The organism is Sporolactobacillus shoreae (assembly GCF_004684935.1).
Lineage (GTDB): Bacteria > Bacillota > Bacilli > Bacillales > Sporolactobacillaceae > Sporolactobacillus > Sporolactobacillus shoreae.
The window spans coordinates 1-24,036 of record NZ_SRJD01000023.1 but is presented as its reverse complement, the minus strand read 5'-3'; the positions used below and the strand labels follow the sequence as shown (position 1 = coordinate 24,036).

At 49.7% G+C, this 24,036-nt stretch carries 25 protein-coding genes; all 25 read right to left on the bottom strand.

Going from position 1 to position 24,036, the window contains the following annotated elements:
- Positions 1-75 precede the first annotated feature (75 nt).
- Positions 76-3,621: a transcription-repair coupling factor gene (gene mfd, locus E4665_RS15165; protein ID WP_135349645.1), complete on the bottom strand. Its 3,546-nt coding sequence runs from the start codon at positions 3,619-3,621 to the stop codon at positions 76-78.
- A 93-nt stretch (positions 3,622-3,714) separates the two neighbouring features.
- A complete protein-coding gene (gene pth, locus E4665_RS15160) occupies positions 3,715-4,284 on the bottom strand; it encodes an aminoacyl-tRNA hydrolase (protein WP_135349644.1) in 570 nt (189 codons plus the stop codon).
- 181 nt (positions 4,285-4,465) lie between these two features.
- Positions 4,466-5,083, bottom strand: a complete 618-nt coding sequence (locus tag E4665_RS15155) for a 50S ribosomal protein L25/general stress protein Ctc (protein WP_135349643.1) — start codon at positions 5,081-5,083, stop codon at positions 4,466-4,468.
- A gap of 110 nt (positions 5,084-5,193) precedes the next feature.
- A complete protein-coding gene (locus E4665_RS15150; protein ID WP_135349642.1) occupies positions 5,194-6,144 on the bottom strand; it encodes a ribose-phosphate diphosphokinase in 951 nt (316 codons plus the stop codon).
- An 18-nt stretch (positions 6,145-6,162) separates the two neighbouring features.
- A complete protein-coding gene (gene glmU / locus E4665_RS15145) occupies positions 6,163-7,542 on the bottom strand; it encodes a bifunctional UDP-N-acetylglucosamine diphosphorylase/glucosamine-1-phosphate N-acetyltransferase GlmU (RefSeq protein ID WP_135349641.1) in 1,380 nt (459 codons plus the stop codon).
- A 200-nt stretch (positions 7,543-7,742) separates the two neighbouring features.
- Positions 7,743-8,036 carry a septation regulator SpoVG gene (spoVG, locus tag E4665_RS15140; protein WP_135349667.1) on the bottom strand — a complete coding sequence of 98 codons (294 nt, stop codon included), beginning with the start codon at positions 8,034-8,036 and terminating at the stop codon, positions 7,743-7,745.
- 153 nt (positions 8,037-8,189) lie between these two features.
- Positions 8,190-9,038, bottom strand: coding sequence for a pur operon repressor (gene purR / locus E4665_RS15135; RefSeq protein ID WP_135349640.1), 849 nt, complete (start codon positions 9,036-9,038; stop codon positions 8,190-8,192).
- Positions 9,039-9,081: 43 nt separating this feature from the next.
- Positions 9,082-9,960 carry a 4-(cytidine 5'-diphospho)-2-C-methyl-D-erythritol kinase gene (gene ispE, locus E4665_RS15130; protein WP_135349639.1) on the bottom strand — a complete coding sequence of 293 codons (879 nt, stop codon included), beginning with the start codon at positions 9,958-9,960 and terminating at the stop codon, positions 9,082-9,084.
- A 190-nt stretch (positions 9,961-10,150) separates the two neighbouring features.
- Complete coding sequence (locus E4665_RS15125; protein WP_135349638.1) at positions 10,151-10,339, bottom strand: small, acid-soluble spore protein, alpha/beta type; 189 nt, start codon at positions 10,337-10,339, stop codon at positions 10,151-10,153.
- A 215-nt stretch (positions 10,340-10,554) separates the two neighbouring features.
- Complete coding sequence (locus E4665_RS15120; RefSeq protein WP_135349637.1) at positions 10,555-10,809, bottom strand: Veg family protein; 255 nt, start codon at positions 10,807-10,809, stop codon at positions 10,555-10,557.
- 212 nt (positions 10,810-11,021) lie between these two features.
- Positions 11,022-11,885, bottom strand: a complete 864-nt coding sequence (gene yabG / locus E4665_RS15115; RefSeq protein ID WP_135349636.1) for a sporulation peptidase YabG — start codon at positions 11,883-11,885, stop codon at positions 11,022-11,024.
- 210 nt (positions 11,886-12,095) lie between these two features.
- A complete protein-coding gene (gene rsmA / locus E4665_RS15110) occupies positions 12,096-12,980 on the bottom strand; it encodes a 16S rRNA (adenine(1518)-N(6)/adenine(1519)-N(6))-dimethyltransferase RsmA (RefSeq protein ID WP_135349635.1) in 885 nt (294 codons plus the stop codon).
- Positions 12,973-13,536 carry a ribonuclease M5 gene (rnmV, locus tag E4665_RS15105; protein ID WP_135349634.1) on the bottom strand — a complete coding sequence of 188 codons (564 nt, stop codon included), beginning with the start codon at positions 13,534-13,536 and terminating at the stop codon, positions 12,973-12,975. Before rnmV ends, rsmA begins: the two co-directional genes overlap by 8 nt.
- A gap of 46 nt (positions 13,537-13,582) precedes the next feature.
- The gene (locus E4665_RS15100; protein WP_135349633.1) at positions 13,583-14,350 is read right to left on the bottom strand and encodes a TatD family hydrolase; all 768 of its coding nucleotides are present in this window, start codon (positions 14,348-14,350) and stop codon (positions 13,583-13,585) included.
- A gap of 108 nt (positions 14,351-14,458) precedes the next feature.
- Positions 14,459-16,456, bottom strand: coding sequence for a methionine--tRNA ligase (metG, locus tag E4665_RS15095; protein ID WP_135349632.1), 1,998 nt, complete (start codon positions 16,454-16,456; stop codon positions 14,459-14,461).
- A gap of 191 nt (positions 16,457-16,647) precedes the next feature.
- Positions 16,648-17,538 (bottom strand): 16S rRNA (cytidine(1402)-2'-O)-methyltransferase, encoded by an 891-nt coding sequence (gene rsmI, locus E4665_RS15090; protein ID WP_135349631.1) that lies wholly within the window; start codon positions 17,536-17,538, stop codon positions 16,648-16,650.
- On the bottom strand, positions 17,504-17,791 hold the full coding sequence (locus tag E4665_RS15085; protein ID WP_135349630.1) for a GIY-YIG nuclease family protein: 288 nt from the start codon (positions 17,789-17,791) through the stop codon (positions 17,504-17,506). The genes rsmI and E4665_RS15085 overlap by 35 nt, the downstream gene beginning before the upstream one ends.
- Positions 17,788-18,519, bottom strand: coding sequence for a tRNA1(Val) (adenine(37)-N6)-methyltransferase (locus tag E4665_RS15080; protein ID WP_135349629.1), 732 nt, complete (start codon positions 18,517-18,519; stop codon positions 17,788-17,790). The genes E4665_RS15085 and E4665_RS15080 overlap by 4 nt, the downstream gene beginning before the upstream one ends.
- A gap of 93 nt (positions 18,520-18,612) precedes the next feature.
- On the bottom strand, positions 18,613-18,972 hold the full coding sequence (gene yabA / locus E4665_RS15075; protein ID WP_135349628.1) for a DNA replication initiation control protein YabA: 360 nt from the start codon (positions 18,970-18,972) through the stop codon (positions 18,613-18,615).
- Positions 18,973-18,985: 13 nt separating this feature from the next.
- Positions 18,986-19,810 carry a PSP1 domain-containing protein gene (locus tag E4665_RS15070; protein WP_135349627.1) on the bottom strand — a complete coding sequence of 275 codons (825 nt, stop codon included), beginning with the start codon at positions 19,808-19,810 and terminating at the stop codon, positions 18,986-18,988.
- Between the two features lie 2 nt (positions 19,811-19,812).
- Positions 19,813-20,817 carry a DNA polymerase III subunit delta' gene (gene holB / locus E4665_RS15065; protein WP_241654897.1) on the bottom strand — a complete coding sequence of 335 codons (1,005 nt, stop codon included), beginning with the start codon at positions 20,815-20,817 and terminating at the stop codon, positions 19,813-19,815.
- 54 nt (positions 20,818-20,871) lie between these two features.
- Complete coding sequence (locus tag E4665_RS15060; RefSeq protein ID WP_135349626.1) at positions 20,872-21,309, bottom strand: YaaR family protein; 438 nt, start codon at positions 21,307-21,309, stop codon at positions 20,872-20,874.
- Between the two features lie 28 nt (positions 21,310-21,337).
- A complete protein-coding gene (locus E4665_RS15055) occupies positions 21,338-21,667 on the bottom strand; it encodes a cyclic-di-AMP receptor (protein ID WP_135349625.1) in 330 nt (109 codons plus the stop codon).
- A 22-nt stretch (positions 21,668-21,689) separates the two neighbouring features.
- Positions 21,690-22,361, bottom strand: a complete 672-nt coding sequence (tmk, locus tag E4665_RS15050) for a dTMP kinase (protein ID WP_135349624.1) — start codon at positions 22,359-22,361, stop codon at positions 21,690-21,692.
- The gene (locus E4665_RS15045; protein WP_135349623.1) at positions 22,351-23,805 is read right to left on the bottom strand and encodes an aminotransferase class I/II-fold pyridoxal phosphate-dependent enzyme; all 1,455 of its coding nucleotides are present in this window, start codon (positions 23,803-23,805) and stop codon (positions 22,351-22,353) included. The genes tmk and E4665_RS15045 overlap by 11 nt, the downstream gene beginning before the upstream one ends.
- Positions 23,806-24,036: the final 231 nt, after the last annotated feature.

Below are 24,036 nucleotides of genomic sequence, written 5' to 3'. Positions count from 1 at the left end.
AACGCCCGCTCATGATCATCTGTTCCTTGATTTATTATCTGCGCCCCTGGCCAATCTATGCATGTTCCACCAAATTTAACCGGCTTTTTCCGGTGTCCTTTGCATCTTGAGAATCCCTTTCAGCAGATCCAGTGCTGTTTCAAGTGCCTGGCCGCCTTTCAGCACGCTCTCCCTGATCGTCAGTTTCATCTTTGAGCGTTCAGAGCCCAGTCCGACACCGGGCCCCATCTGGCTGATGGATTTGAAGAGGGACTCCCGGTCAAGTGATTTCCAGCCTGACTCTGAAAAGAGAATGGTCAGCCCCTCATTATTCTGCTTGATTTCTTCAATCATCAGTTGGTCCGCGATGACACGCAGTGAGGCTACCTTGAGAAGATCGGCCACCTCACGCGGATAATCCCCGTAACGGTCCGTCATCTCGTCTTCAAGATCCTGAATGGACTGGATGCTGTCCACCGCTTTGAATCGTTTATACATATCGATTTTCTGCATGGAGTCCCTGACGTAGCTGTCAGGAATATACGCATCTGCATCAATCTCGATCGTCGCACTGACCCGCACTTCTACCGGCTTCTCAATACCCTTCCGTTCATCAACTGCGTCTTTCAGCATCTGTGAATAAAGATCAAAGCCCACAGAGTCGATAAACCCATGCTGCTGCGCGCCCAGAAGATTGCCCGCGCCTCTGATCGAGAGGTCGCGCATCGCGATTTTGAATCCAGAGCCAAGTTCCGTAAACTCTTTGATCGCCTGAAGACGTTTCTCGGCGACCTCGTTCATGATCTTGTCTCTCTGATAAGTAAAATAAGCATAAGCCACCCGGTTCGACCGGCCTACACGGCCACGCAGCTGATACAGCTGCGCGAGTCCCATGCGGTCTGCGTCATAAACGATTAAAGTATTCACGTTTGGAATATCGACGCCGGCTTCAATAATAGTCGTGCTGACGAGCACATCATCCGTACCGTCGAGAAAATCGATCATCGCCGACTCGAGCTCGGATTCCTTCATCTGGCCGTGGGCGAATGTGACCGCCGCATCCGGAACGAGTGAGGAAATCAGCTCCGTCATCCGCTGAATCGTTTCCACTCGATTGTACAAAAAATAGATCTGTCCGCCGCGCGCCATTTCCCGTTCGATGGCTTCACGGACCAGTGTCTCATTGTATTCCGTCACATAAGTCTGAACAGGAAACCGGTTCTCAGGCGGCGTTTCAATAATTGACAGATCCCTGACGCCCAGCATTGACATATGGAGCGTTCTGGGAATAGGAGTGGCAGTCAGTGTCAGGACATCAATATTCGCTTTCAGACGCTTGATTTTTTCCTTATGTGTCACCCCGAAGCGCTGCTCCTCATCAACAATCAGCAGGCCCAGATCTTTGAACTTCACATCTTTCGAGAGCAGGCGGTGTGTTCCAATCACGAGATCAACGGTACCGGATTTAAGCCCGTTAAGCGTTTCCAATTGTTCTTTCCGCGATCGGAACCGACTGAGGACACCGATCGATACAGGAAATTCTTCGAACCGTTCAAGGGCCGTTTCGAAATGCTGCTGGGCAAGAATCGTCGTCGGAACAAGGAAAGCGACCTGCTTCCCATCAGAAATTGCCTTAAATGCCGCCCGCAGCGCCACCTCGGTTTTTCCGTATCCGACGTCTCCGCAGAGCAGCCGGTCCATCGGTTTTCCCTTCTCCATATCTTTCTTGATCTCGTCAATAGCCTGGAGCTGATCCGACGTCTCCTGATAAGGGAAGGACGCCTCAAATTCGTGCTGTTCCGGACCGTCTTTTGAAAAAGCATGGCCAACGCTTGCTTCCCGCTGTGCGTACAGCTTAATCAGATCATCGGCGATATCCTGAATGGATGATTTGGCCTTGTTCTTGACCTTCTTCCACTCACTGCCTCCCAGGGAATAGACTTTTGGTTCTTTGCCTTCGGAACTGACATATTTCTGAACCTGATCGATATGCTCGATCGGCACAAAAAGCTTGTCATTCCCCTTATAGATAATCTGTAAGTAATCCTTATGCGTGCCATTGACTTCAAGTGTTTCAATGCCGGCGTAGCGGCCGATCCCGTGATCAACATGCACTACATAGTCTCCGGTTTTCAGTTCATTATAATTTTTCAGACGTTCCGCGTTGGATATCTTTCTTCCCCTGCGCTGAATTTTCGGCGTCTTTTTTGTAAATACCTCTTTTTCAGTAATGACCGCCAATTTTTGAAGAGGCAGTTCAAAACCGCTCTCCAGGCCGCCTGTAATAATCTGAATGCGTCCGAAAGCGGGCAGCGCCCCTGCTTCCGCAGGCTCGGATTCTATTCCGTAATCCACAAGGACCTGAGCGAGCCGTGCTGCGCGCTCTGCGTCCGAGGCCAGAAAGACAACGGCGAATTCACTTTTGAGCCATCGGTCGGTCTCGGTTTTCAGCAGATTAATCTGCCCATGAAAATTTTGCATCGAGCGGCAGGTAAAATTGATGACATTCTGCGGCTGAAACTGTCCATGATAGCGCAAAAACAGAGAAAGAAGGAGCAGCGGTCGATGTAATTTCTCAGCAAGTTCCGACCAGCCTATGGTCAGTGGCACACCGCCGACCATTTCCCCCTTCTGCAGCATTTCCACCTGCCATTCAGCCTCTTCACGGTCCAGCTGTTCTGTCATTTCCTGAATTCTGCTGATTTCATCCAGAATAATCAGCGCGTTCTGAGGCAGATAATCGGCGATTGTTGTGTCCTTTTTATAGAAAAGGGCCGTATATTTGGCCATATTCTGAAAAGAGCCATGCTGCTTCAGTGCTTCAATATCCGCTCCAATCCGGTCGCCAAGCAGGCCCCTGACTTCGGGATCACCAACCTTTGAGAGTGTTTTTGCCAGCGCCGCTTCAAGTGCCGGGGCCGCATGGTCGAAGCCTTCATCATAAAGCAGCAGCTCGCGGGCCGGGCCGATCACCGGTGCGGCTTTCAACATGTCCAGCGAACGCTGCGTTTCACTGTCAAAAAATCGGATCGAATCCACTTCGTCATCAAATAATTCAATTCTCAGCGGGTGCTCCTCGGTCAGAGGAAAAATATCAATAATACCGCCCCGAACGCTGAACTGCCCGGGACCGGTGACCATCGATTCTCTGTCATAGCCTATCGCAGAAAGTTTTTTAATAAGCTGATCCAGATCAACCCTCGTCCCTGTCTCGAGGTGTATCAGGCTCGCTTTCCATAGATACGGCGGCGCAAGCAGTCGTTTCAGCCCGGCTATCGGAACGACAACCAGGCTTTTTTTCTCCTCAGCCAGATGGTTCAGCACATCCATACGCTGCGCCAATAATTCAGGACTGGCGACCGCCATTTCAGAGGCGATCAAGTCATTTGTCGGATAGAGGAAAAGCTCATCCTGATCAACCAGACCGGCCAGATCGTTGAAAAGTTTTTGCCCCTGATAAAGATTATGTGTCACAGCGATCAGCGTGCTTTGCCTCTCGTGATACATTGTGGCGATCCAGAGCGACTTGGCGCTCCCTGACAGCCCGGAAACAAGCTGCTGATTCATACCGCTTTCGTACCCGTCCAGCACGGCTTTTATCTCATTGATCTTCCGCTCATAAAAGGCGTTCAGACCAAACATTGGCAATCCTCGCTTTCATTAAACCGAAAAACGCCTTGGCTGACCGCCAAAGCTCCCGCATGATTTCTGTTCTGATTATTTCCATGCTCTAATTCACTTATTCGCATTATACTCGCTCATCACTTTCGGAAAAGGTAGGGTCAGCCACGCAGCCGCTGCTTCTGAGGCACGGTCGATGGCGTCAGCGATCAGCGTTTTCTCCTCTTCTGTAAAACCATTCAATACATAATTAATGACTACCTGACGGGACCTTTCCGGATGCCCGACACCCACTCTGATTCTGGCGAATTCCTGCGTATGAAGATGCTGAATCAGAGATTTGACCCCATTGTGGCCGCCTGAGCTGCCCTTCTGCCTCAGCCTGATCCTGCCAACCGGTAAATCCATATCATCATGGATAGCAAGAACGTCATCCGGAGTCAGTTTATAGAAATGTACCAGCGGTCCTGCAGCCTCTCCGGAAGCGTTCATATAGGTCAGTGGTTTCACCAGCAATACTTCCTGCCCATCTATTAGTCCCTTCCCGAAAAGGGCATTGAATTTGGTGCGGTTCAGGTCGATATGATGTCTGGCCGCCAGTTCATCAATGACTTCAAATCCTATGTTATGCCTTGTATGCGCATACTCAGAACCGGGGTTGCCTAGTCCGATAATGATTTTCAAAGTTTTTTCCTCACTTTCCCCAGAATACGATGATCGAAAAATTCGGGGATCTGTAAAATCGTGTTTGGCGGCTTAATCGTCCGGCCGGTTCACTCATTCGGTTCCAGATTTCTTCCTGATGATATGAAAAAAGACGTAACTCAGATCGTTACGCCCCGTTTCATTTTTTGCCGTAAAAACCTTATTCCGCAGGCTTATCCGTTTTAGCCGCCGCTTCTTCCTCAGAAGCTGCCGGTTCTTCTTCGGCACTCTTTCCGCTATAGGAAACAGAAACAACGACTTCTTCGGGCTCGCCGAGAATCTTATAGTCGGCTTCTGGGGCAATATCGCTGATACGGATACTGTCGCCTACAGTAAGCTTGGACACATCAATTTCAATCGAGTTCGGCAGGTTGGCAGGCAGTGCATTAACCGTCAGTTCGGACAACTGATTATTGACAACCACTTCGCCCACTTCTACGATTTCAGCGCCCTTCAGAACTACAGGCACAACCGCATCGATCGCTTCATTCATATTGATCTGAAGAAAATCGATATGCTGAATCGTTCCTTTGAGGTTGTTGAACTGGAGTTCATGAGCCATCACTGTATACTTTTTCTTGTCGTCAATGTTCAGTGTAATAATTGCATTTCTGCCCTCGTCACGGAACATCTTGTTTATTTCGCCGGCATTAACAGCAATGGATTCATTTGTCGCTGTCTTGCCATAAACAACTGAAGGGATCTGACCTTCACGTCTTAGTTTCTTTGCGATTGATTTTTTTGAATCATCGCGAATGGCCGCATTTAATGTTGCCATCTCTTGCACATCCTTTCGAACACCTTAAATGTATTATTTTATTCAGCTTAACTTAGCTGATGACAAAGCCGTACCCTGACCGGCAACAGTCCCCATTCGCAAAAATAAGATCAGTTAAACAAGCGGCTGACCGAAAGTTTTTCATGAATGCGAATGATCGCTTCACCAATGAGCGGGGCAACAGACAATTGAACAATCTTGTCGATTTTCTTTTCTTCAGGAAGCGGGATCGTATTAGTCACTACCAGTTCGCTGATTGCAGACGCCTGGATCCGTTCGATGGCAGGTCCCGATAAAACAGGGTGCGTACAGCAAGCATACACCTTTTTGGCGCCGCGCTCAACCAGTGCGTTCGCCGCCAGAGTGATTGTTCCCGCCGTATCGATAATATCATCAATGATGATTGCTGTTTTACCCTGAATATCGCCGATGATATTCATCACTTCAGCCACATTCGGGCGCGGGCGCCGTTTGTCAATGATCGCGATTGGAGCCTTCAGACGGTCTGCCATTTTTCTTGCGCGGGTCACGCCGCCATGATCCGGAGAAACGATGACAACGTCGTCAATTTTTTTGCTTAAGAAATACTCAGACAGTGTCGGAACACCCAGCAGCTGGTCAACCGGAATGTCAAAAAACCCCTGAATTTGCGGCGCGTGAAGGTCCATCGAAAGCAGTCTGGTTGCTCCGGCCGTCTCGAGGAGATTGGCAACAAGCTTTGCTGTGATCGGTTCCCTGGCCCTAGCCTTGCGGTCCTGTCTTGCGTAGCCGTAATATGGGATCACGACATTTATCGTTTTTGCCGAGGCTCTCTTCAGTGCGTCGATCATAATCAGGAGTTCCATCAGATGCTGATTGACAGGCTCACAGGTCGATTGAATGACATAAACCTCGCTGCCACGGATACTCTCCTCAATGCTGATCTGAATTTCACCGTCACTGAACGATGAAACAATGCATTTACCAAGTTTGATTCCGATATGCTCGGCGATCTGCCCGGCAAGGTCGGGGTTGGAATTGAGACTGAATACTTTCAAATTAGGATCTAAATAGCTGACCATCCTGATGGTTCCCTCCAGTTAATTGTTTGTCCTGTAATTCAGCTTAAGTGCATATTTCTCTTTGTTGGTCTGCCGTGACCGGGCAATGGCAAGTGCGTCCGCATTTACGGATTCGGTGATTGTTGATCCTGCGGCCACGAAAGCACCGTCCCCGATCGTCACCGGTGCCACCAGATTGGCATTGCATCCGATAAATGCGCCATTTCCTATTTTTGTCGCGAATTTATTTTTTCCATCATAGTTCACTGTAATTGTACCGCACCCCATGTTCACATCTTCCCCAAGGGTTGCATCCCCGAGATAAGTGAGATGGGAGGCTTTGCTACGGCTCCCGATTTCCGACTTCTTCACTTCAACAAAATTACCGATTTTCGCTTCATTGTGAATCTTCGAAAGCGGGCGGATATGTGCGAACGGCCCTATTTGTACGTCATTGCCTATCCAGCTATCTTCTAGGACAGACTGGTCAACCTGTGTTCCGGAACCTATCTCGCAGTCAATAATTTCGGTGTGCGGTCCGACAGTGCAACCACTGCCAATTTGTGTATGGCCCTTAACCACTGTCCCCGGATAAATGACTGTGTCACTGCCAATCGAACAGTCGGCAGACAGGTAGGTTGTGTCTGGATCGATCAGTGTAACACCCTGTTCCATATGCTTTCTGTTGATTCGTGCTCTCATGTATTTTTCAGCGGCTGCAAGCTGTATGCGATTGTTCACGCCCACAGTCTCTTCAAAATGTTCTGTCTTAAGGGCAAGAACCTTCCGTGAAGCTTTCACAAGAAGGGCGATCACATCGGGCAGGTAATATTCTCCCTGAGCGTTATCATTACCCACTTTGCCGAGCAACTCAAACAACAGACGGTTGTTGAAGCTGTAAACTCCTGCATTGATCTCTCTGACCCTTTTTTCTTCAGCCGTGGCATCTTTATCCTCAACTATTTTAGCAAGGCTTCCGGACTCGGACCGAATCACCCGGCCGTAACCCGCGGGATTGTCCAGTGTCGCAGTCAGAACGGCGGCATCTGCGTGCTGCCGCTCCTGAAAATCAACCAATTTCTCTATTGTTTCATGAGTAATCAGCGGTGCATCGCCGCAAAGTACAATCGTTGTCCCGTCCAACCCGCCGAGCTGCCGCGAAGCCTGAAGAACTGCATGTGCAGTTCCAAGCTGCTCCTTCTGCAGAATACACTCGGCATCTTCACCGACACAGGAACGGACGTCTTCAGCCCCGTGGCCGACAACCACAAACGTTTTTGAAAACTGTGCCTGCCCGATCTCATCGATCACGTGGCGGATCATTGGTTTCCCGCAAATCTGATGCAGCACTTTATATAATTCGGATTTCATTCTGGTTCCCTTGCCGGCGGCCAGAACAATCGCATACCGAGTTGACATGATAAACCCCCATTGAACCTTAGCATCCTTTTTAGACTATAGCCTAAATAGCACCCTTTTTCAAGAAGGACTGACAGGTTATCCGAGGCCGAGTAAGGCTGTTTCTCAACGATTTGGGAGCAGGCTGTTTCCGGTCATAAATTTCCTTAAAAAGAACAGGAACCAATTCGATTGGTCCCTGTCTGAAATCGTATTTCTGTTCATGATGCGCCTGCCTGTTCAGCAAAGGATGGATCCACCGCACAAGCCCGCTGATATTCGTCAAGCACGGCGGCCTGTATTTTTTCACGTGTTCCCGGTGTGATCGGATGCGCGATATCTCTGAATTCACCGTCAGGAGTCCTTTTACTTGGCATAGCCACAAAGAGTCCGTTATTTCCGTCAATAACACGGATATCATGCACAACAAATTCTCTGTCAACCGTGATTGAAGCAATCGCCCTCATCCGGCCATCCGTATGGACAAGCCGCAGCCTGACATCCGTAATTTCCATCATTCAGACACCGCCCTTTTCATGAAATGCAAATCCCCATAATAGAGGTTTCAACATGAACGGGTGAATTCCTGCAATCCGCGGCGGGCCATTCAAATATTTTCTATTTTCCTCTTACATGAAAAAAGCAGATTATATCCGGAAACGCGTTTTTCATACGTGTTCCCTCTCGGCCTCCCTGCTCCGCATATAGTCGACGACATTGCCTTCCTCCATGAACAACCGGTCTTCCTGTTCCACAATCGACAGCTTTAATAATGAAACATAGTGGTCGACCAGTTTGTGCTGCTCATCCTTCTTTTCAACGAACACAGCCATTCCCGCGACCGTCGCGCCAAATTCCTTGATCAGATTCATCATGCCCTTCATCGTTCCGCCGGCTTTCATAAAATCGTCGACAATCAGGACACGGGCATTCTCCTTCAGGCTCCTTCTTGGCAGAACCATGGTCTGGATTCTTCGTGACGAACCGGAGATGTAATTGATGCTCACTGTCGACCCCTCGGTCACTTTGCTGCTCCGGCGAACAACAACAACCGGAACACTACACTGGGACGCCACCGCATAAGCCAGCGGAATACCCTTTGTCTCCATGGTCATAATCGCGTCGATTTGATCATCAGCATAAACCGAGGCAATCAGGCGGCCGATCGAGTTAACCAGCTCCGGTCTTCCGAGAATATCCGTCATGTATAAATAGCCGCCCGGAAGCAGGCGACCCGCGTCCGTCATTTGTTCTTTCAGATTCGCGAGCAGGCGGCCGGCTTCCGCGCAGCCCATGCAGGGCAGATAGCTGACTCCTCCGGCGGCACCGGCTAATGTCTGAAGTCTCCCCACTCCCTGGGATTCAAAATTTTCTTTAATAATGGTCAGATCTTCGCTGATTGAGGATTTTGCAGACTCGTACCGATCGGAAAAATAGGAAAGCGGAATGATCTGGTGCGGATGCTGCAGCAGAAATCCTGTCATATCCACCAGCCTGCTGCTTCGCCTGAGTTTCATGATAATCCTCCAAATCCGAATAATTTACAATAATTCTACTCCATTATTCGTATTCAGACAAGAGCGTAAACGGCCTGCACAAGCGTACGGCGTAGACCTGTGAGCAATATCCTTTCATTCCATTCAGAAGTCTCTGCATTCGTGATTCGTACTGTGTCAGCCCGAAAACAGTCGGACCACTCCCACTCATCAGGATACCCTCGGCCCCAATTTGCCGCATATGCTCCTTGATTCTGGCAATTTCCGCGACTTTTTCCATCGTCACCGTCTCAAGAGTATTGCCAAGTAAATAACATATGGTGGAAAAATCATTATCGGATATAGCGTGAATCATGGCATCCACATCAGGATGCGTGGCCACAATATGATCCCAGGCTTTATAGATCTCACCTGTCGAGACTGAGATGTCCGGTTTAACCAGCACTACCCAGCAGGGCGGCAGTTCCGGCAACATGCTGATTTTTTCGCCTCTCCCGGTCGCGAGGGCCGTCCCTCCTTTAATACAGAAAGCGACATCCGAGCCGATCATACTGGCCGTCTCCAGCATCTCTTCATAAGTCATTCCGAGATGCCAAAGACGGTCCAGTGCCCGGATAGCTGCGGCAGCATCGCTACTGCCTCCCGCAAGTCCCGCGGCAACGGGTATACGCTTCTGTATCGTTATCTCAACGCCCTTCTGGATTGCATATTTATCTTTAATCAACTGCGCCGCCTGATATGCAAAATTTCGCTCGTCTTCAGGAACATAAGGTGCGGACGAGTGAAGAATAATCTGATTATCCGGAAGTTCGCTGCATTCCACGCGGTCCGCCAAATCAATCGTCGTCATCACCATACGGACTTCATGATAACCGTCGCTGCGCTTTCCGAGCACGTCGAGAGACAGATTTATTTTTGCCGGCGCTTTTTCAAGTACTTTCAATCGTTTCCCCCGCTTTATTTCACTTTAAGAAAATATAAAAGTTTCAAGGATTAAAGTGTCTGTGGCACATTCGCATTAGGCCAGCCTTGACCAAAGGCTTGTTTTTCTTCACTCTCTACATCATAAAGGAAACTGGGCATAAGAAAAAGGGGTTCGTGCCCTTGTCGGGCAGAAACCCCTTTTTTCATGCTCAATCACTGTGCTGCCCAGCGCCAGCCAGCTGCTGTTCAGCCTTTTCGATGGCCCGCCGCACCATATTCCCCGCGTCGCGGGCGCGGATGCCGCCCCATCCTTCATTCTTCACCGTATCATAAAAACCCAGCTCTTTGGCAAGTTCTATTTTAAACGATTCAGACATGACGCCTCTCCGTCTGGACATGACCGGCACAACCCCTTTCCAATGGTCGAGCAAAAATAGGTTGTGCCAAATGACTTCCCTCTATTCGTTAAAAGTGGTAGAATAATTTCTGATGAAAAGGATTTCAGACAGCATAAACGCGCATCGCTGTTTCATTCCCGAATCTGGGAGCAAAAAAGTGTGCGCGTATCCGCTCAGTCGATTAATTGTCTTCATCCGGAAAGAAGCAGCCGATTTTACTGTCCGCTTGCCATTTCCTCTAAAAAGGTGAGTTCCACCGAGTCTGTCAGCACATCCGTGTAGCTGTAGGAAACGCGGTCATACGCGTTTGAATCCTTATCAAGACGGACGATGAATACCGACGGATAGGTCCCTTCCAAAACACCAATGCGTTGAATCGTTTTGCGCCTGCCCCCGTTTGCCTTAAGAGTCAAACGACTGCCGACGCGTTCATCTAAAGCGCCCTTGATATCATCAATGGTTTTTCCCATCTCGACAATCCACCTCGCTTAATTATAAATATAACACAATGGACGTCAAAAAGCAAATAGATTGAATTATATCAAGAAAACATAATCCGTGTCAATAATTTTGCTAATAAAATTTGCCCATTTTGCGCTTCCAGTTGTTAGTATGCGCCCGAGGTCCAGGTAAGATTCCTTTCGAAGAAGAAAAAATCGATCAGCCGTTATTTGTGGGGTGCTTATTCCGACGGGAAAGGCAATCCGGTCCGCAGCATGCCGCGGCTCTCAACACCGCCAAGCCCGCCGGCACCTGTCAGGGTGTTGCGTAGTACCTCCCAGACATTCACACTGTCCATGAAAGAAGTGAAACTGATTTTGGCCGCGAGATAGACGGGATCCAGTGCGTGGATGTTCACGCGATCTGGGGAACTGGCAAAATTGGCTCCGGCCCGGATCAGTAGTTCAAAATTGGATTGGCAGGCACCGGCAAAAATGACCATCTGATCGAGGCTTGGCCACCGAAACCGGACCTCCTTCACTGTCCGAATAAAATGGCCCGAGTGCCGATACGCCTTAATTTCTTCAGATGTCCCTTTATTTTTCATAAAAGCATCATGGCCGGTCAATACAAGAATATCCGGGCGAATCTGTCCGACCAGCTTCGGTACTTTTTCCGGCATCTCGGACTCCATCATGTATTTTCCGATCACCGGGATTCTCAACTTTTCATAAACGATCAGGCACTTTTTCAGATAAAAAGGATCCCCATCGATATGCAGTACGCGCCCGGGCATTTCGAAATAGGACGCATCCGAACGATACCCGCTGGTCGCCGTATATTCCCGTTTCATTCTCATTTGCTTGTAATCCTGCCTGAACAGCTTATATGATTCCGCCTCTTTGGATTTCGTGATTTTTTCATATTTCTCCCGTTCATCTTCAGTGACCGTCACCAGATCATCAAAAGGCGCGTCCGCGAACAGCCGGAGATCGTGGCCGGTCAATTCCGCCACCTCTTCGTCAGCGTGAATCTTCACGACACGAAAGGGCAGGTCACAATGATAGGATGTTCTCGCCACGATATCGCCCACCTGAATCGCCATTTTTCCGTCCCCCGCTTTCCGAAAGCGCCACCGATATGTCCGAAAATCAGAGCCATCCTTGCCATTCTATGTTTAAAAAACCAAGTTATACCGCCATTGTTTCTCAGAAAAGAACTAAGAAAAACCGGGCGAACCCGGTCCCTAATCATTGACCCTGTGTTATTGCCAGATTTATACCTTTTGAAAAAGCGGCTCGCTGATGCGGCCGCCTTATTCTTGTTCATTGATTAAATTCTGAAAATGGTCACTGAGTTTCGCAAACTCATGAATCGTTAGCGTCTCGCCCCGACGTCCCGGATCGATGCCCACCGCATTAAGAACAGCTAGGATTTCATCTTTTTTATCTTTTGAGAAAAGGTTGTTCATCAGATTATTCACCAGCGTCTTCCGGCGTTGAGCGAAGCTTGCGCGCACCAGACGGAAGAAGAAAGCCTCATCAGCCACTTCCACTTTTTTATCCGGCCGCACATTCAGTCGGATGACCGCCGAGTCGACGTTGGGTTGGGGTACGAAAACCGTTTTCGGCACGGTCATGATAATTTCGGGATCGGCCATATACTGAACAGCGATAGACAGCGACCCGTAGCTTTTCTCACCAGGAACCGCCCCGAGCCTGCCCGCCACTTCTTTTTGCACCATTACGACAATCGTCTGTATCGGAACATCGCCTGTCAACAGCTTCATCAAAATCGGCGTCGTCACGTAATAAGGAAGATTGGCGACTACTGTAATCGGAACGTCCGGCGGGCACTCCTCGGTGATCACCTGCTGAAGATCCATTTTGAGCACGTCGCCAAATCGTACCGAAACATTTTCATACCCCTGGAGCGTTTCGTTCAGTATCGGCTCCAGCCTTTGATCAATTTCAATCGCGATGACTCTCCGAGCGCTTTCAGCAAGAAACTGTGTCAGCGCGCCGGCGCCCGGACCGATTTCAAGCACATGGCTTTCCTCAGTCAGCCCGGCAGCTTCAACAATCTTTCTTAGAATGTTTTCGTCGACAAGAAAATTCTGTCCGAGGCTCTTCTTCAACGTGAATTTATGCTGGCGAATCACATCATTTGTCACTTTTGGTGAAGAAATTCGTTTAGTCACCGGCAGAACCCCCTCCTTTTATTGAAGCCATCGCGCGTTCCAGTTCTTCCGGAGTAATCTGAAACATCCTCAACCGTTTATAAAGCTGTTTTCCATTTGTATAGCCGATTTTCAATGTATCGCCCAGTTTTTGGCGAAGCGCCCTGGATTCCTGACCGCCGAGCAGCCCGTATTCCCTGAGCCGTTCCAGGGAAATCTGCTCCTCCGGTTCATCAATCTGTGTATAAATCTTTGACAGAGCTTCACGGATTGCAGCTGGTGACGCGTGTTCAATTCCAAGGCTTTCATTTGCAGCGCCCTGACCCTGTTTCCTCGTGATGAAGGCGTGTTTGCAACCGGGAACTTCACGGCTGACAATTTTCCGGATCCTTTCGCCCGGATAATCCGGATCAGTCAGTACGATCACGCCCCGACGGCTCTGAGCATTACGGATGGCGTCAATGGTCCGCCTGCTAACACGTGACCCGTTCGTTTCGATAGTATCAGCATCGACTGCGTGGCGGATCGCCTCCGTATCACTTCTTCCTTCCACGACAATTATTTCTTTTACGATCATTGGATTTCCCCTTGTTCTATGTTCACTTTCAGTTTATCGATACACATCACGCGATATGAAAACAACGGTTGGCATTCTTTGTTGTTATTTTCTCAATATCTTCGATGGGCAGCCTCTTAATTTCAGCCAGCTTCTCCGCGACCAGACGGACCCGTGCCGGTTCATTACGCTTGCCCCTGAAGGGATGCGGGCTGAGGTATGGACAATCCGTTTCAATCAGCAGACGGTCAAGCGGCACCTGGGCCGCGGTTTCCCGCTGCAGCTGCGCATTTTTGAAGGTCAGTGTCCCGCCAAAGCTGATGTAAAAATTCAAGTTGATAAATTTTTGCGCCCAAGTCCAATCGTCACTGTAACAGTGCATCACGCCGCCGACCGCTTCCGCATGCTCTTCTCTGAGAATGCGCTCTGTATCTTCAACAGCCTCACGGTTATGGATGATGATCGGCAGACCCGCTTCTTTCGCGGCACGAATCTGGCGCCGGAAAACAGCGTGTTGCACTGGCTTCGGTGATTTGTCCCAGTGATAATCAAGGCCAATCTCACCGAGCGCAACGATTTTAGGATGTTTCAGATTGCTTCTGATCCATTCAAGATCCTCATCCGTCATATCTACCGCATCTTCCGGATTCCAGCCGATCGCCCCGTATGCGGATTCATACCGGTCGATGATCGGAAAAACGCGTTCCATAGACGGGCGGTCAACACCTACAACAATCATCCGGCCGACGTCGGAATCCCTCGCCCGCTGCAAAACGTCCGAAAAATCTTCATCAAATACTTCATCATTGATATGCGTGTGTGTATCAAAAAGCACTGACTTCACCCCACTAAGTAAAAAAGCGGGAAGTCGCGGGTTTTCACACCTGCCCAGGACTTCCCGCCTGCCGCACCCATATTACTTGGTACGGCTGAATATTTATCGTTAACGAATTTTTGTTCCGTTCGGCAGCGATCCCGCGACCGTCGCTACCTTCAGCTTGCCATCTGATTCACCCGCGAGAAGCATGCCCTGAGAAATCTCGCCACGCAGCTTGACCGGCTTCAGGTTGGCAATCACAATTATTTTTTGCCCGACCAGCTCTTCCGGCGTGTAATATTCGGCAATGCCGGAAACAACCTGCCGTTTTTCATAGCCGAGATCCAATTGCAGCTTCAGCAGTTTATCGGCTTTTTTCACTTTTTCAACCTTAAGCACTTCTGCAACGCGAAGATCAATCTTCTGAAAAGCATCCAGGTCGATCTCTTCAGGGGCCTGAGCCTTTGATTTTTTCTCTTTATTGCCGTTTGGTTTGACATCCGCCGCACCGCGCATCTGCGATTTAATGTAAGCCACTTCTTCATCAATATCCAGACGAGGGAAAATCGGCTCGGCCTTGTGGACCGTCCAATCACCCTTGTTAATTGATGGGTCCTTCAGCGTATCCCATGCCTGATCGGCAGGATTTGTTACACCCAACTGGCGGAAAATTTCTGCCGGAGTCGACGTGAAGAAGGGCTGAATCTGGATTGATACCGCGCGAATTGTATTGACCAAATGCGCCAGCACGGAATCCAGCTTCGCTTTTTTAACTTCATCCTTTGCGAGAATCCACGGCTGAGTATCATCAATGTACTTATTGGCCTGGCCAATCAGCTTCCAGATCGCCGTCAACGCGACGGAGAACTGGAGATTTTCCATCTGTTCTTCAACCGTTGAAACGGTCTCTGCCAAGGCTTCTTCCAGATCTTTGTCAAAGACCGTAACCTGCCCCGCATAAGCCGGAACTTTCCCGCCGCGATACTGCTCCACCATTGCCACCGTCCGGTTCAGCAGATTGCCAAGGTCATTTGCCAGATCAAAATTGATCCGCTCGACAAAGGCTTCAGGGGTCCATAAACCGTCCGAACCGAACGGAACCTCGCGAAGCAGATAGTAGCGCAAAGCATCCAGCCCATAACGGTCGATCAGCGGCTCGGGATCCACAACATTGCCTTTTGACTTGGACATCTTGCCGTCTTTCATCAGCAACCAGCCGTGCCCAAATACCTTTTTCGGCAGCGGCAGGCCGAGCGCCATCAGCATGATCGGCCAGTAGATGGTATGGAATCGGACAATCTCCTTACCAACCAAATGTACATCAGCTGGCCAGAATTGCTTGAACCTCTCATCATGATCCGTTCCGTAACCGAGCACTGTTATATAATTCATAAGCGCGTCAAGCCATACATAGACGACATGCTTCGGATTGTTCAGAACTTTAATTCCCCATGTATAAGATGTCCGTGAAACGGCCAGATCTTCCAGCCCGGGTTTGATAAAGTTGTTGATCATTTCGTTTTTCCGGGATTCAGGCTGTATAAAATCGGGGTGTTCTTCATAATATTTGAGCAACCGGTCGGCATATTTGCTCATCTTGAAGAAATAGCATTCCTCCTTGACCTTCTCCACTGCGTGACCGCTATCCGGGCTTTTGCCGCCAATGACTTCGCCCTGATCGTTTTTCTCGATGTCGACAAGCTGCGATTCCGTATAATAGGTTTCATCCGGAATGCTGTACCAGCCTTCGTACTCACCCAGATAAATGTCACCCTGATCCAGAAGCTGCTTGAAAACCTTCTGAACAACCTTAGTATGACGCTCCTGAGTCGTGCGTATAAAATCGTCATATGAAATATCAAGCTTTTTCCAAAGCTGCTTGATTTGCGCTACCATATCATCGACATAGGCGATAGGCGAGACGCCCTTGGCTTCCGCCTTTTCCTCAATCTTCTGGCCATGTTCATCGGTGCCGGTCAGGAACATCACGTCATAACCGCGCAGCCTCTTATAACGGCACATGGCGTCTCCCGCTACCGTTGTGTACGCGTGGCCGATATGTAAACGTCCGCTTGGATAGTAAATAGGCGTTGTTAAATAAAACGATTTTCTCTCTTCTGTCATAAAGCCTGAACAGCCTCCTTAATAATGCGCCCTTCCATTTTTCCAGCTATCTAAAAAAAACTATAAGGTTCGCCGTCATCTATGTCAAGAATAGGAAGAAATCCTATATCTGTGTAAAATCGGGCTCCTGGAATTATTGTCTCCACTCTTCAAATCTTTTAAAAGTACGTCCTGAATTTCACAAGCACTTTTCAGGATTCATCAATTTGATGATAGATTCGGTAAACCTCACGTTTTGGCACAGAGCGGTCGACAGCCGCCTGCTTGATCGCCTCTTTTAATGTCATCCCCCGCGTGTTCACATAATAGTCGACGTGCGCCGATACACCGAGTGACGCCCACCATAAATCTTCCGGCTGTTTCCGCTCTTCCGAAGAACCTTCGACGATCAGACAGAATTCACCCTTGGGTGGTTCCCCCTGATCCAGAAAAGCGATCACTTCCTCAACCGTTCCCCGGACAAAAGTTTCATAGCGTTTGGTCAGTTCACGCGACACTGAAACCCGCCGGTTCCCGAAAAATTTTTTCAGGTCCTCCAGCGTCCCTGAAACGCGATGGGGCGACTCGTAAAAAATCAGCGTGAAAGACAGTTCGCTCAAACTTTGCAGCGCCTGATCACGCTCTTTTTTTTGCCTGGGAAGAAAGCCGTAGAATAAAAAGTGGTCGGTGGGCAGAGCGGACGCGATCAGACTGGTAATCGCAGCATTCGGACCGGGCAGCGGGACAACGTTGATCTGCCGGGCAGCGCATTCAGCAGCGAGATCAGACCCCGGATCGGAAATGCCCGGCGTGCCGGCATCTGTGACAAGTGCCACATTTTTGCCCGCTTCAAGATCGGCAATCAGTTTTTCTCCGCTCGTCTTTTTATTGTGTTCGTGGTAACTGACCATCGGAACGTGAATATCGAAATGCGTGCATAGCTTCATTGTATGGCGCGTGTCTTCAGCCGCCAGAATGTCCGCTTTCTTCAGCACATCAAGCGCACGGAATGTGATGTCATCCAGATTGCCGATGGGTGTCGGCACAAGATAGAGTGTGCCTGAATGATTATCTTCCGTCTGAAAGCTCTTCTGTTCCCACATCGGCAGTACTCCTTTGTATCAGTTCTTCTTTTTTCTGTTTCGACAGATGCTTGATGGCCCATTCCCGCTGCAGTGCCGTTGATTTATCAGGCAACGTCTCTTCATAAACAATGCGGAGCGGTTTGTGGCTGCGCGTATACTTTGCCCCCTTGCCGCTGCAATGCAGTTCGAATCTCCGGTGCACATCCGCGGCATAACCTGTATATAAGCTTCCGTCCGCACACTCCAAAATATAAACACTATAATTTTTCATTTTTTAGGCCACACATCCTCTGTGTACTGCCCGTCCGGCCCATATACGGCGATCGGCGGTAACACAGTTATTCCCGGACGGCCGCCCCTCGTGCCTTCAACAAGCACCATGTTAGCTGGTTTCCCCATTCTCGGATGAACAAATTGCAGCCTTTTAGGCTCCATTCCCTCCTGGCGCATGCCATCGAGAATCTCAACCAGCCGCTCCGGACGGTGCACCAGCGCGAACTTGCCACCCTGTTTCAGTAGTTTGCCAGCAGTCTCCAGAACATCCGAAAGTGTAATCAGAATCTCATGGCGGGCGATGGCCAGATGAGGATTCAGCTTCAGATCGCGCGCAGCCTGTTTATTGAAATAAGGCGGATTGCAAGTCACCACATCGCAGCTGTGGCGGCCTATTTTTTCAGGCAAATCTTTTGCGTCTCCGCAGATAAAACGAACCCTGCTTTCCAAATGATTCGCCAGTGCGCCGCGTTCCGCCAGATGGCAGACTTCCGGCTGGATTTCAATCCCTGTAATCTCACCTTTTGTTCGCTGCGACAGCAAAAATGGAATGACACCATTGCCGGTACACAGGTCGACAAGGCAGCCGTGCTGTATCGGCACATAGACAAACCGGGCAAGGAGCACAGAGTCCAAAGAGAAAGGGAAGAGGTCATCCGATTGGATGATCTTAAGATCTGTATGAAACAGGTAATCGACCCGCTCATTCCGGTTGATGCCTTCCATGCTCATTCCCCTCTCCAGCTCTCGTGAGAGCCTGTGTAAACAAAAACCCGCCCATAAAGGCGGGATGATCATTTCCAATCTTCCTTGCGCCTGTCATTTTTTATTGAGGAACGACAGACAGAACAAACAGTCTCCGTCTTTTCGGACACTGCCATAGTGCAAATTGCAAATATGAAAACCTTCTTTATACAGCCTGGCGAGATTATCGTACCCCTCGCCGATACTGGATGCCGAAGCTGAAGAAGCCGGCTTTTCTTCAGGCCCTTCCTTCGGCTTGCCGCTTGCATGATCTGCATTGATGCGTTCCCTCAGATTGCGGTTCTCAAGCGTCAGATTCTGGTTTTCTTCCAGCAGTTCCGCCAGCTGGGCCTTCATATTTCCAAAGTCAACATAGATCTGGCCAAGCTGCTCTTCTAAATGACTGACCTGTGAGAAAATATCTTTTTTCTCCAAGTCCATTCACCTCTTATTCAGCGGGAGAAATAGCCCCTTCTTCAATAAGCTCATCTAATGTGTATTCAACAACCTTGTTCTGGTCCTTCAATTCAATCTGAATCAGATGTTCTAGGATATTCAGGCCGACCACCCGGCCGGACCCGTAGTGCACATTGATTTCCTCGCCCAGATCCGGGAGTGCTTTCTTCGCCGATTCATATTGGTCGTTTTCATATTTGAGGCAGCACATCAATCGACCGCAGACACCTGATATTTTTGCCGGATTAAGCGACAAATTCTGATCTTTCGCCATTTTAATCGAAACCGGCTCAAAATCACCGAGGAAGGTCGAACAGCAGAGCATGCGACCGCACGGGCCAATACCGCCAAGCATCTTTGCCTCATCGCGAACACCAATCTGGCGCAGTTCAATCCGCGTTTTGAAAACGGCAGCAAGATCCTTGACCAGTTCACGAAAATCAACACGGCCGTCCGCTGTAAAATAAAAAATAATTTTGTTCCGGTCAAATGTATATTCAACATCCACCAGCTTCATTTCCAGTTGATGGCTGTAGATTTTCTGAAGGCAGATATCCATCGCGGCTTCCGCATCCGCTTTGTTTTTGCGGACCTGCAATTCGTCTGATTCCGTGGCAAGACGGATCACCTTTTTCAGTGGCAGCACGACATCCTCCTCATCCACCGTTTTCCGGCCGATGACGACAGTTCCGCACTCGACACCTCTGGTCGTCTCCACGACTACCTGGGCATCCCTTGGGACAGCTAACTGATCGGGATCAAAATAATAAATTTTCCCGGCTTTTTTAAATCGAATGCCGACTATATCATATTTCATCCTTAACGGATACCTCCTAACCTGATCACCAGCCACTCGAGCACACTGAGTCCGTTGACATGGGCATCAAGCTGTTTCCGCGCACTCATGATCAACTCCATGGACTGAAGAATCTGATCCCGGGACAGACGGATCAGCTGATTCCTCAGAACGTCCGTCTGATCGTCATAAATCACCGCTCCCGTACGGTCCAATTGAAGCGACATCAGATCTTTATACCAAAATAGGAGCAGGTCAAGGCCAATGATCATTCTTTGATTGCTATCAAAATCGGGAGAAAATTTTTCATAAATAAAAGGTAAAGCAGGCTCAGCAGAATTGCTTAATTTCAGGACTAATTGTAACACTTGCGCACGTGCTCCCGCAAACCATGGATCCGCACATAATGCGGCAGCTTCGCTCTCGTCATGCGTCAGCTCGGCGGCAAGCCTGGCCAGCTGATGCGGCTGACCCGCCTCTTCCAGCGCCGATTCCACAGCCCGATCGGTCAACGGCAAAAATGTGAGCACCTGGCATCTTGAGATAATCGTATCCAGCAGCTGATGAATATGATCCGTTGTCAGCAGCGCGAGCGTTCCTTCATGCGGCTCCTCAATAAACTTCAGCAAACTGTTCTCAGCCTGCGTCGTCATCTTCTCCGCTTCCTCGATAATAAAAATTTTCTTTGCTGATTCCACACCATGGAAAGTAAATTCCTTCATCAGATAGGCGATTTGTTCTTTTTTAATCGTCGCCGCGCCTTCTTCCGGCGCAATCCGGATCACATCCGGATGATTGCCTGAAGCGATCCGGCGGCAATTGCGGCATTGCTGACAGGGCGCGCCATTTTCCGGCGCCTCACAGAGCAAAGTTTGCGCGAGCAGCAGAGCGGTTTGCCTTTTACCGGTGCCGCGGGAGCCCTCAAACAAATAGGCATGCGCCAATTCCTGCCGCTCCAGCGCATGCCGCAGGACCCTGGACACAATTTTCTGCTGACCCGTTAAAGTTTCCCAATTCATACCGGCCATGTTCTCACTCGCTCATTCTGCATATTCTTAGAAATAGATCTATCCGGTGCCATTCTATATATAAAGGTTGATCAACATGCCCCTGATTTCATCCAGACGATCCAGAAACTCCAGCTCATCTTTATTGTTATCCAGCAGAGCGTTCGTCAGTTCGATCAATTTCTTGTCGATTGCTTTAATCAGCGTTTGACGGACGCCACCGCGCTGCCAAGAACGCGATTGCTCCGTTTTAAGCCCCGCGCGTACTGCTTCTTCCATAAACGCCTGGATATATTTTCTGTACACTTGCACATCATGAACCGTCCGGGATTCGGAAACTATCTGCGCCTGCTCATCCACTTTGTTAAGCAGCTCTTTCAGGGCATCCATCTTCATCGATGCCCTCTGCCCCGCCAGTGTCCGTTCAAAAGAAATCGATGGCCTGGCGGCAGACGATTCATGTTTCAGTACCGGATCCTTCACACCGGATTCCCGGCTGATTTTAATCCCCATCGCCATCCCTCCCCGCGGATCACTGATTTCAAAAGTGTTTAAACTGATCTACATCCAGCACGAACACCGTCGCGCCGCCGACTTCAACTTCTATCGGATGCATGACATAGCCGTCCGTATTCCCGTCCAGAGACGCTATCGGCGTCATGACCTGCGTCCTGCTCTGGCAGTGGCTTCTGATCAGATCAAGGAGATCATTGACGTTCTCATCTTCCGTCCCAATCATAAAAGTTGTATTGCCAGCACGGAGAAAACCGCCTGTGCTTGCCATTTTCGTGGCATGAAAGTCAGCCTCAATCAACGCGTCCTGCAATCTGCCACTGTCCTTATCCTGAATAACCGCCAGAACTAATTTCAAAGGAATCACCCCTTCAGTCTGTTTATTCACTCCAGAACTTCAGAACACTGTCGAAATCAGCCAAAACTGTATTAAAAACCGTTTCCGGCTGATTTTCACCGTTTACCAACAGAATACGCTGTCTGTTTTCTCTGTAAAGGGATAAAAATCCTTCCCTGACTCTCACATGATAAGCCAGAGCACGCTGCTCGATCCGGTCAAGGTCTCCGGCATTCCGAGTAACGCCGGCTTCGGGTCCGCTTCGCCCTTTCATCCGGCTGCGTCCCGTTTCGGGTGACACATCAAACAGGTATGTCCGGTCCGGCGACAGTCCGCCGGTCGCAAATCGGTTGATGTTTCTGATCATCTCAATCGGCTGCTTCAGCCCGTAACCCTGATAGGCGATCGACGCGTCGACAAAGCGGTCGCACAGCACGATTTTTCCCTCTTCCAAAGCCGCCTGGATTTTTTCTTCCACATGCTGGCTCCGGGAAGCAGCGTACAAGAGTATTTCAGTTTTGTCCGCCATCCGCAGATTATCCGGATTGAGGATAATCGCCCGGATTTTGTCACTGATTTCCGTCCCGCCCGGTTCCCGTGTCAGCACATAAGGCAGCCCCCGCTTCTCCAGCTCTTCAGCCAGCTTCCGGATCTGCGTCGTCTTTCCCGACCCGTCCGGTCCTTCAAATGTAACAAATAAACCTTTATGATTCATGCTCAAACGCTCCCGCGCGATAAGTAATGATTTTTCCTTGATTCACACTCTCATTCTGGAATGCCGCCCCGGCACGCAACCAGTCTTTCACCGCATGGATCTGCTCTTTGGTGATCCGTTCCCCATGGACGATGACAGGAACTCCCGGAGGATAAGGGATCACATGCTCCGCTGCAATCTGCCCCTCCGCCTGATCCAGATCCGTTTCCCCGCGTTCCATACAGTCCAGCTCCTCGTAGGGACGCACCAACGTGCTGAACGCCGGAAAGTACATCGTGCCCCGCAACCCTTGGGAAGGTGCCTCATGGAATTTAATAAGGCACTTGCGAATCTCTTCCAGCGCCGGTCCGAAGTCGATCTGATCCGTTAGTCCGAGAGTGAACAGGACGCGGTGAGGATCGGCCATCTCCGGGTAAATTCCCGATGCGATTAGCTGTCTCTGAAAGTCAAAGCCTGTTTCCTCAGTCTTAAGTTCAATGGTTATTTTAAAGGGATCGAGTAGATATTTTCCGGGGATGGCTTCCATCAGCCTTATCTTTTTCAGACTGCGCAGTCCTTTCGCAAACCGGTCCCTGCTTTTGATCCACTTTTCCAGCTTTCCGCTGCCCGTGACGGCCAAGTAGTGGCGCGCGAGGTCGAGTGATGCCATGATCGGGTATGAGGGGCTCGACGTCTGCAGGGCCTCTCTCATCGCTGCCACCTTCTCTATAGTTACCCGATCCGTGTTCACATGCAGATAGGCACCCATCGTCATTGCCGGCAGCATTTTGTGAGCAGAATGCACCACAAGATCCGCCCCCATATCAAGCGTGCTTGGAGGGACGGGAACGCCCAGCCTGAAATGCGGACCGTGCGCTTCATCGACAAGGACCAACGCGCCGCACGCATGCGCTTTTTCTATCAGCTTTCGCGTGGAAACAGCAGCCATCCCGTAATAATTCGGATACGTCAGAATCAGCGCCCTGGGCCTTGGGAAGCGGCGGACAGCCGCGTCCCAAGCGCCTACGTCAATACCCGCCGCAAGTCCCGAGGCCGGATCTACCTCGGGAGGCAGGAAGACCGGACGAACGCCTGCCAGCTTCAAAGCGTTGAACACCGACTTGTGACTGTCACGCGCGACAAGTACCGTATCGCCGCGACGACACGTGGCCAGGACCATGGTCAGGTTCCCCGCGGTGGATCCATTGACTAGAAAATAGCTGGCTCGCGTCCCGTAGTAATCACTGAGAAGCGTTTCCCCCTCCCGGAGCATTCCCGCCGGATGATAGAGTTCATCCAGATCCGCTACTTCAGTCGCGTCAATCGACAGCAGCTGCCGAAAGAGCGGATCCGCCTCCTCCGGAAAAATAAGGCCATCTTTGTGGCCGGGTACGTGAAATGAAAAGCGCTGATCCGTTCTGTATTTGAGTAATCCGTCAAAAACTGGTGTTCTATGCTGATCCATGGATCCTATCCCTTAAAGAGTCTGCGACTCTGCAAATCTTATCTTATCTTTTTATTCTAGCATAACTCTAAAAAAATCAGTTAATGAAATTATAAGGCAGTCAGGATTGAGTCAAGTCTTTGTAGGCAAATTTTTATCTGCCAGCGTGTACCCAATAGTGTAAACGAATTCATGATTGCAGAGCGTTTCCTTGGTGAACCCTGACCCTTGTTTAAAAACTCTGTAATGCCT

Bases quoted from the DNA above. Each gene is read 5' to 3' on its own strand.
- mfd (WP_135349645.1), bottom strand. From the start codon at position 3,621: ATGTTTGGTCTGAACGCCTTTTATGAGCGGAAGATCAATGAGATAAAA.
- E4665_RS15155 (WP_135349643.1), bottom strand. From the start codon at position 5,083: ATGGCAACATTAAATGCGGCCATTCGCGATGATTCAAAAAAATCAATC.
- E4665_RS15150 (WP_135349642.1), bottom strand. From the start codon at position 6,144: ATGGTCAGCTATTTAGATCCTAATTTGAAAGTATTCAGTCTCAATTCC.
- glmU (WP_135349641.1), bottom strand. From the start codon at position 7,542: ATGTCAACTCGGTATGCGATTGTTCTGGCCGCCGGCAAGGGAACCAGA.
- spoVG (WP_135349667.1), bottom strand. From the start codon at position 8,036: ATGGAAATTACGGATGTCAGGCTGCGGCTTGTCCATACGGATGGCCGG.
- purR (WP_135349640.1), bottom strand. From the start codon at position 9,038: ATGAAACTCAGGCGAAGCAGCAGGCTGGTGGATATGACAGGATTTCTG.
- E4665_RS15125 (WP_135349638.1), bottom strand. From the start codon at position 10,339: ATGTCCAGACGGAGAGGCGTCATGTCTGAATCGTTTAAAATAGAACTT.
- E4665_RS15120 (WP_135349637.1), bottom strand. From the start codon at position 10,809: ATGGGAAAAACCATTGATGATATCAAGGGCGCTTTAGATGAACGCGTC.
- yabG (WP_135349636.1), bottom strand. From the start codon at position 11,885: ATGGCGATTCAGGTGGGCGATATCGTGGCGAGAACATCCTATCATTGT.
- rnmV (WP_135349634.1), bottom strand. From the start codon at position 13,536: ATGATCGTAAAAGAAATAATTGTCGTGGAAGGAAGAAGTGATACGGAG.
- metG (WP_135349632.1), bottom strand. From the start codon at position 16,456: ATGACAGAAGAGAGAAAATCGTTTTATTTAACAACGCCTATTTACTAT.
- rsmI (WP_135349631.1), bottom strand. From the start codon at position 17,538: ATGTGGGAACAGAAGAGCTTTCAGACGGAAGATAATCATTCAGGCACA.
- E4665_RS15085 (WP_135349630.1), bottom strand. From the start codon at position 17,791: ATGAAAAATTATAGTGTTTATATTTTGGAGTGTGCGGACGGAAGCTTA.
- E4665_RS15080 (WP_135349629.1), bottom strand. From the start codon at position 18,519: ATGGAAGGCATCAACCGGAATGAGCGGGTCGATTACCTGTTTCATACA.
- E4665_RS15070 (WP_135349627.1), bottom strand. From the start codon at position 19,810: ATGAAATATGATATAGTCGGCATTCGATTTAAAAAAGCCGGGAAAATT.
- holB (WP_241654897.1), bottom strand. From the start codon at position 20,817: ATGGCCGGTATGAATTGGGAAACTTTAACGGGTCAGCAGAAAATTGTG.
- E4665_RS15060 (WP_135349626.1), bottom strand. From the start codon at position 21,309: ATGGGGATTAAAATCAGCCGGGAATCCGGTGTGAAGGATCCGGTACTG.
- tmk (WP_135349624.1), bottom strand. From the start codon at position 22,361: ATGAATCATAAAGGTTTATTTGTTACATTTGAAGGACCGGACGGGTCG.
- E4665_RS15045 (WP_135349623.1), bottom strand. From the start codon at position 23,805: ATGGATCAGCATAGAACACCAGTTTTTGACGGATTACTCAAATACAGA.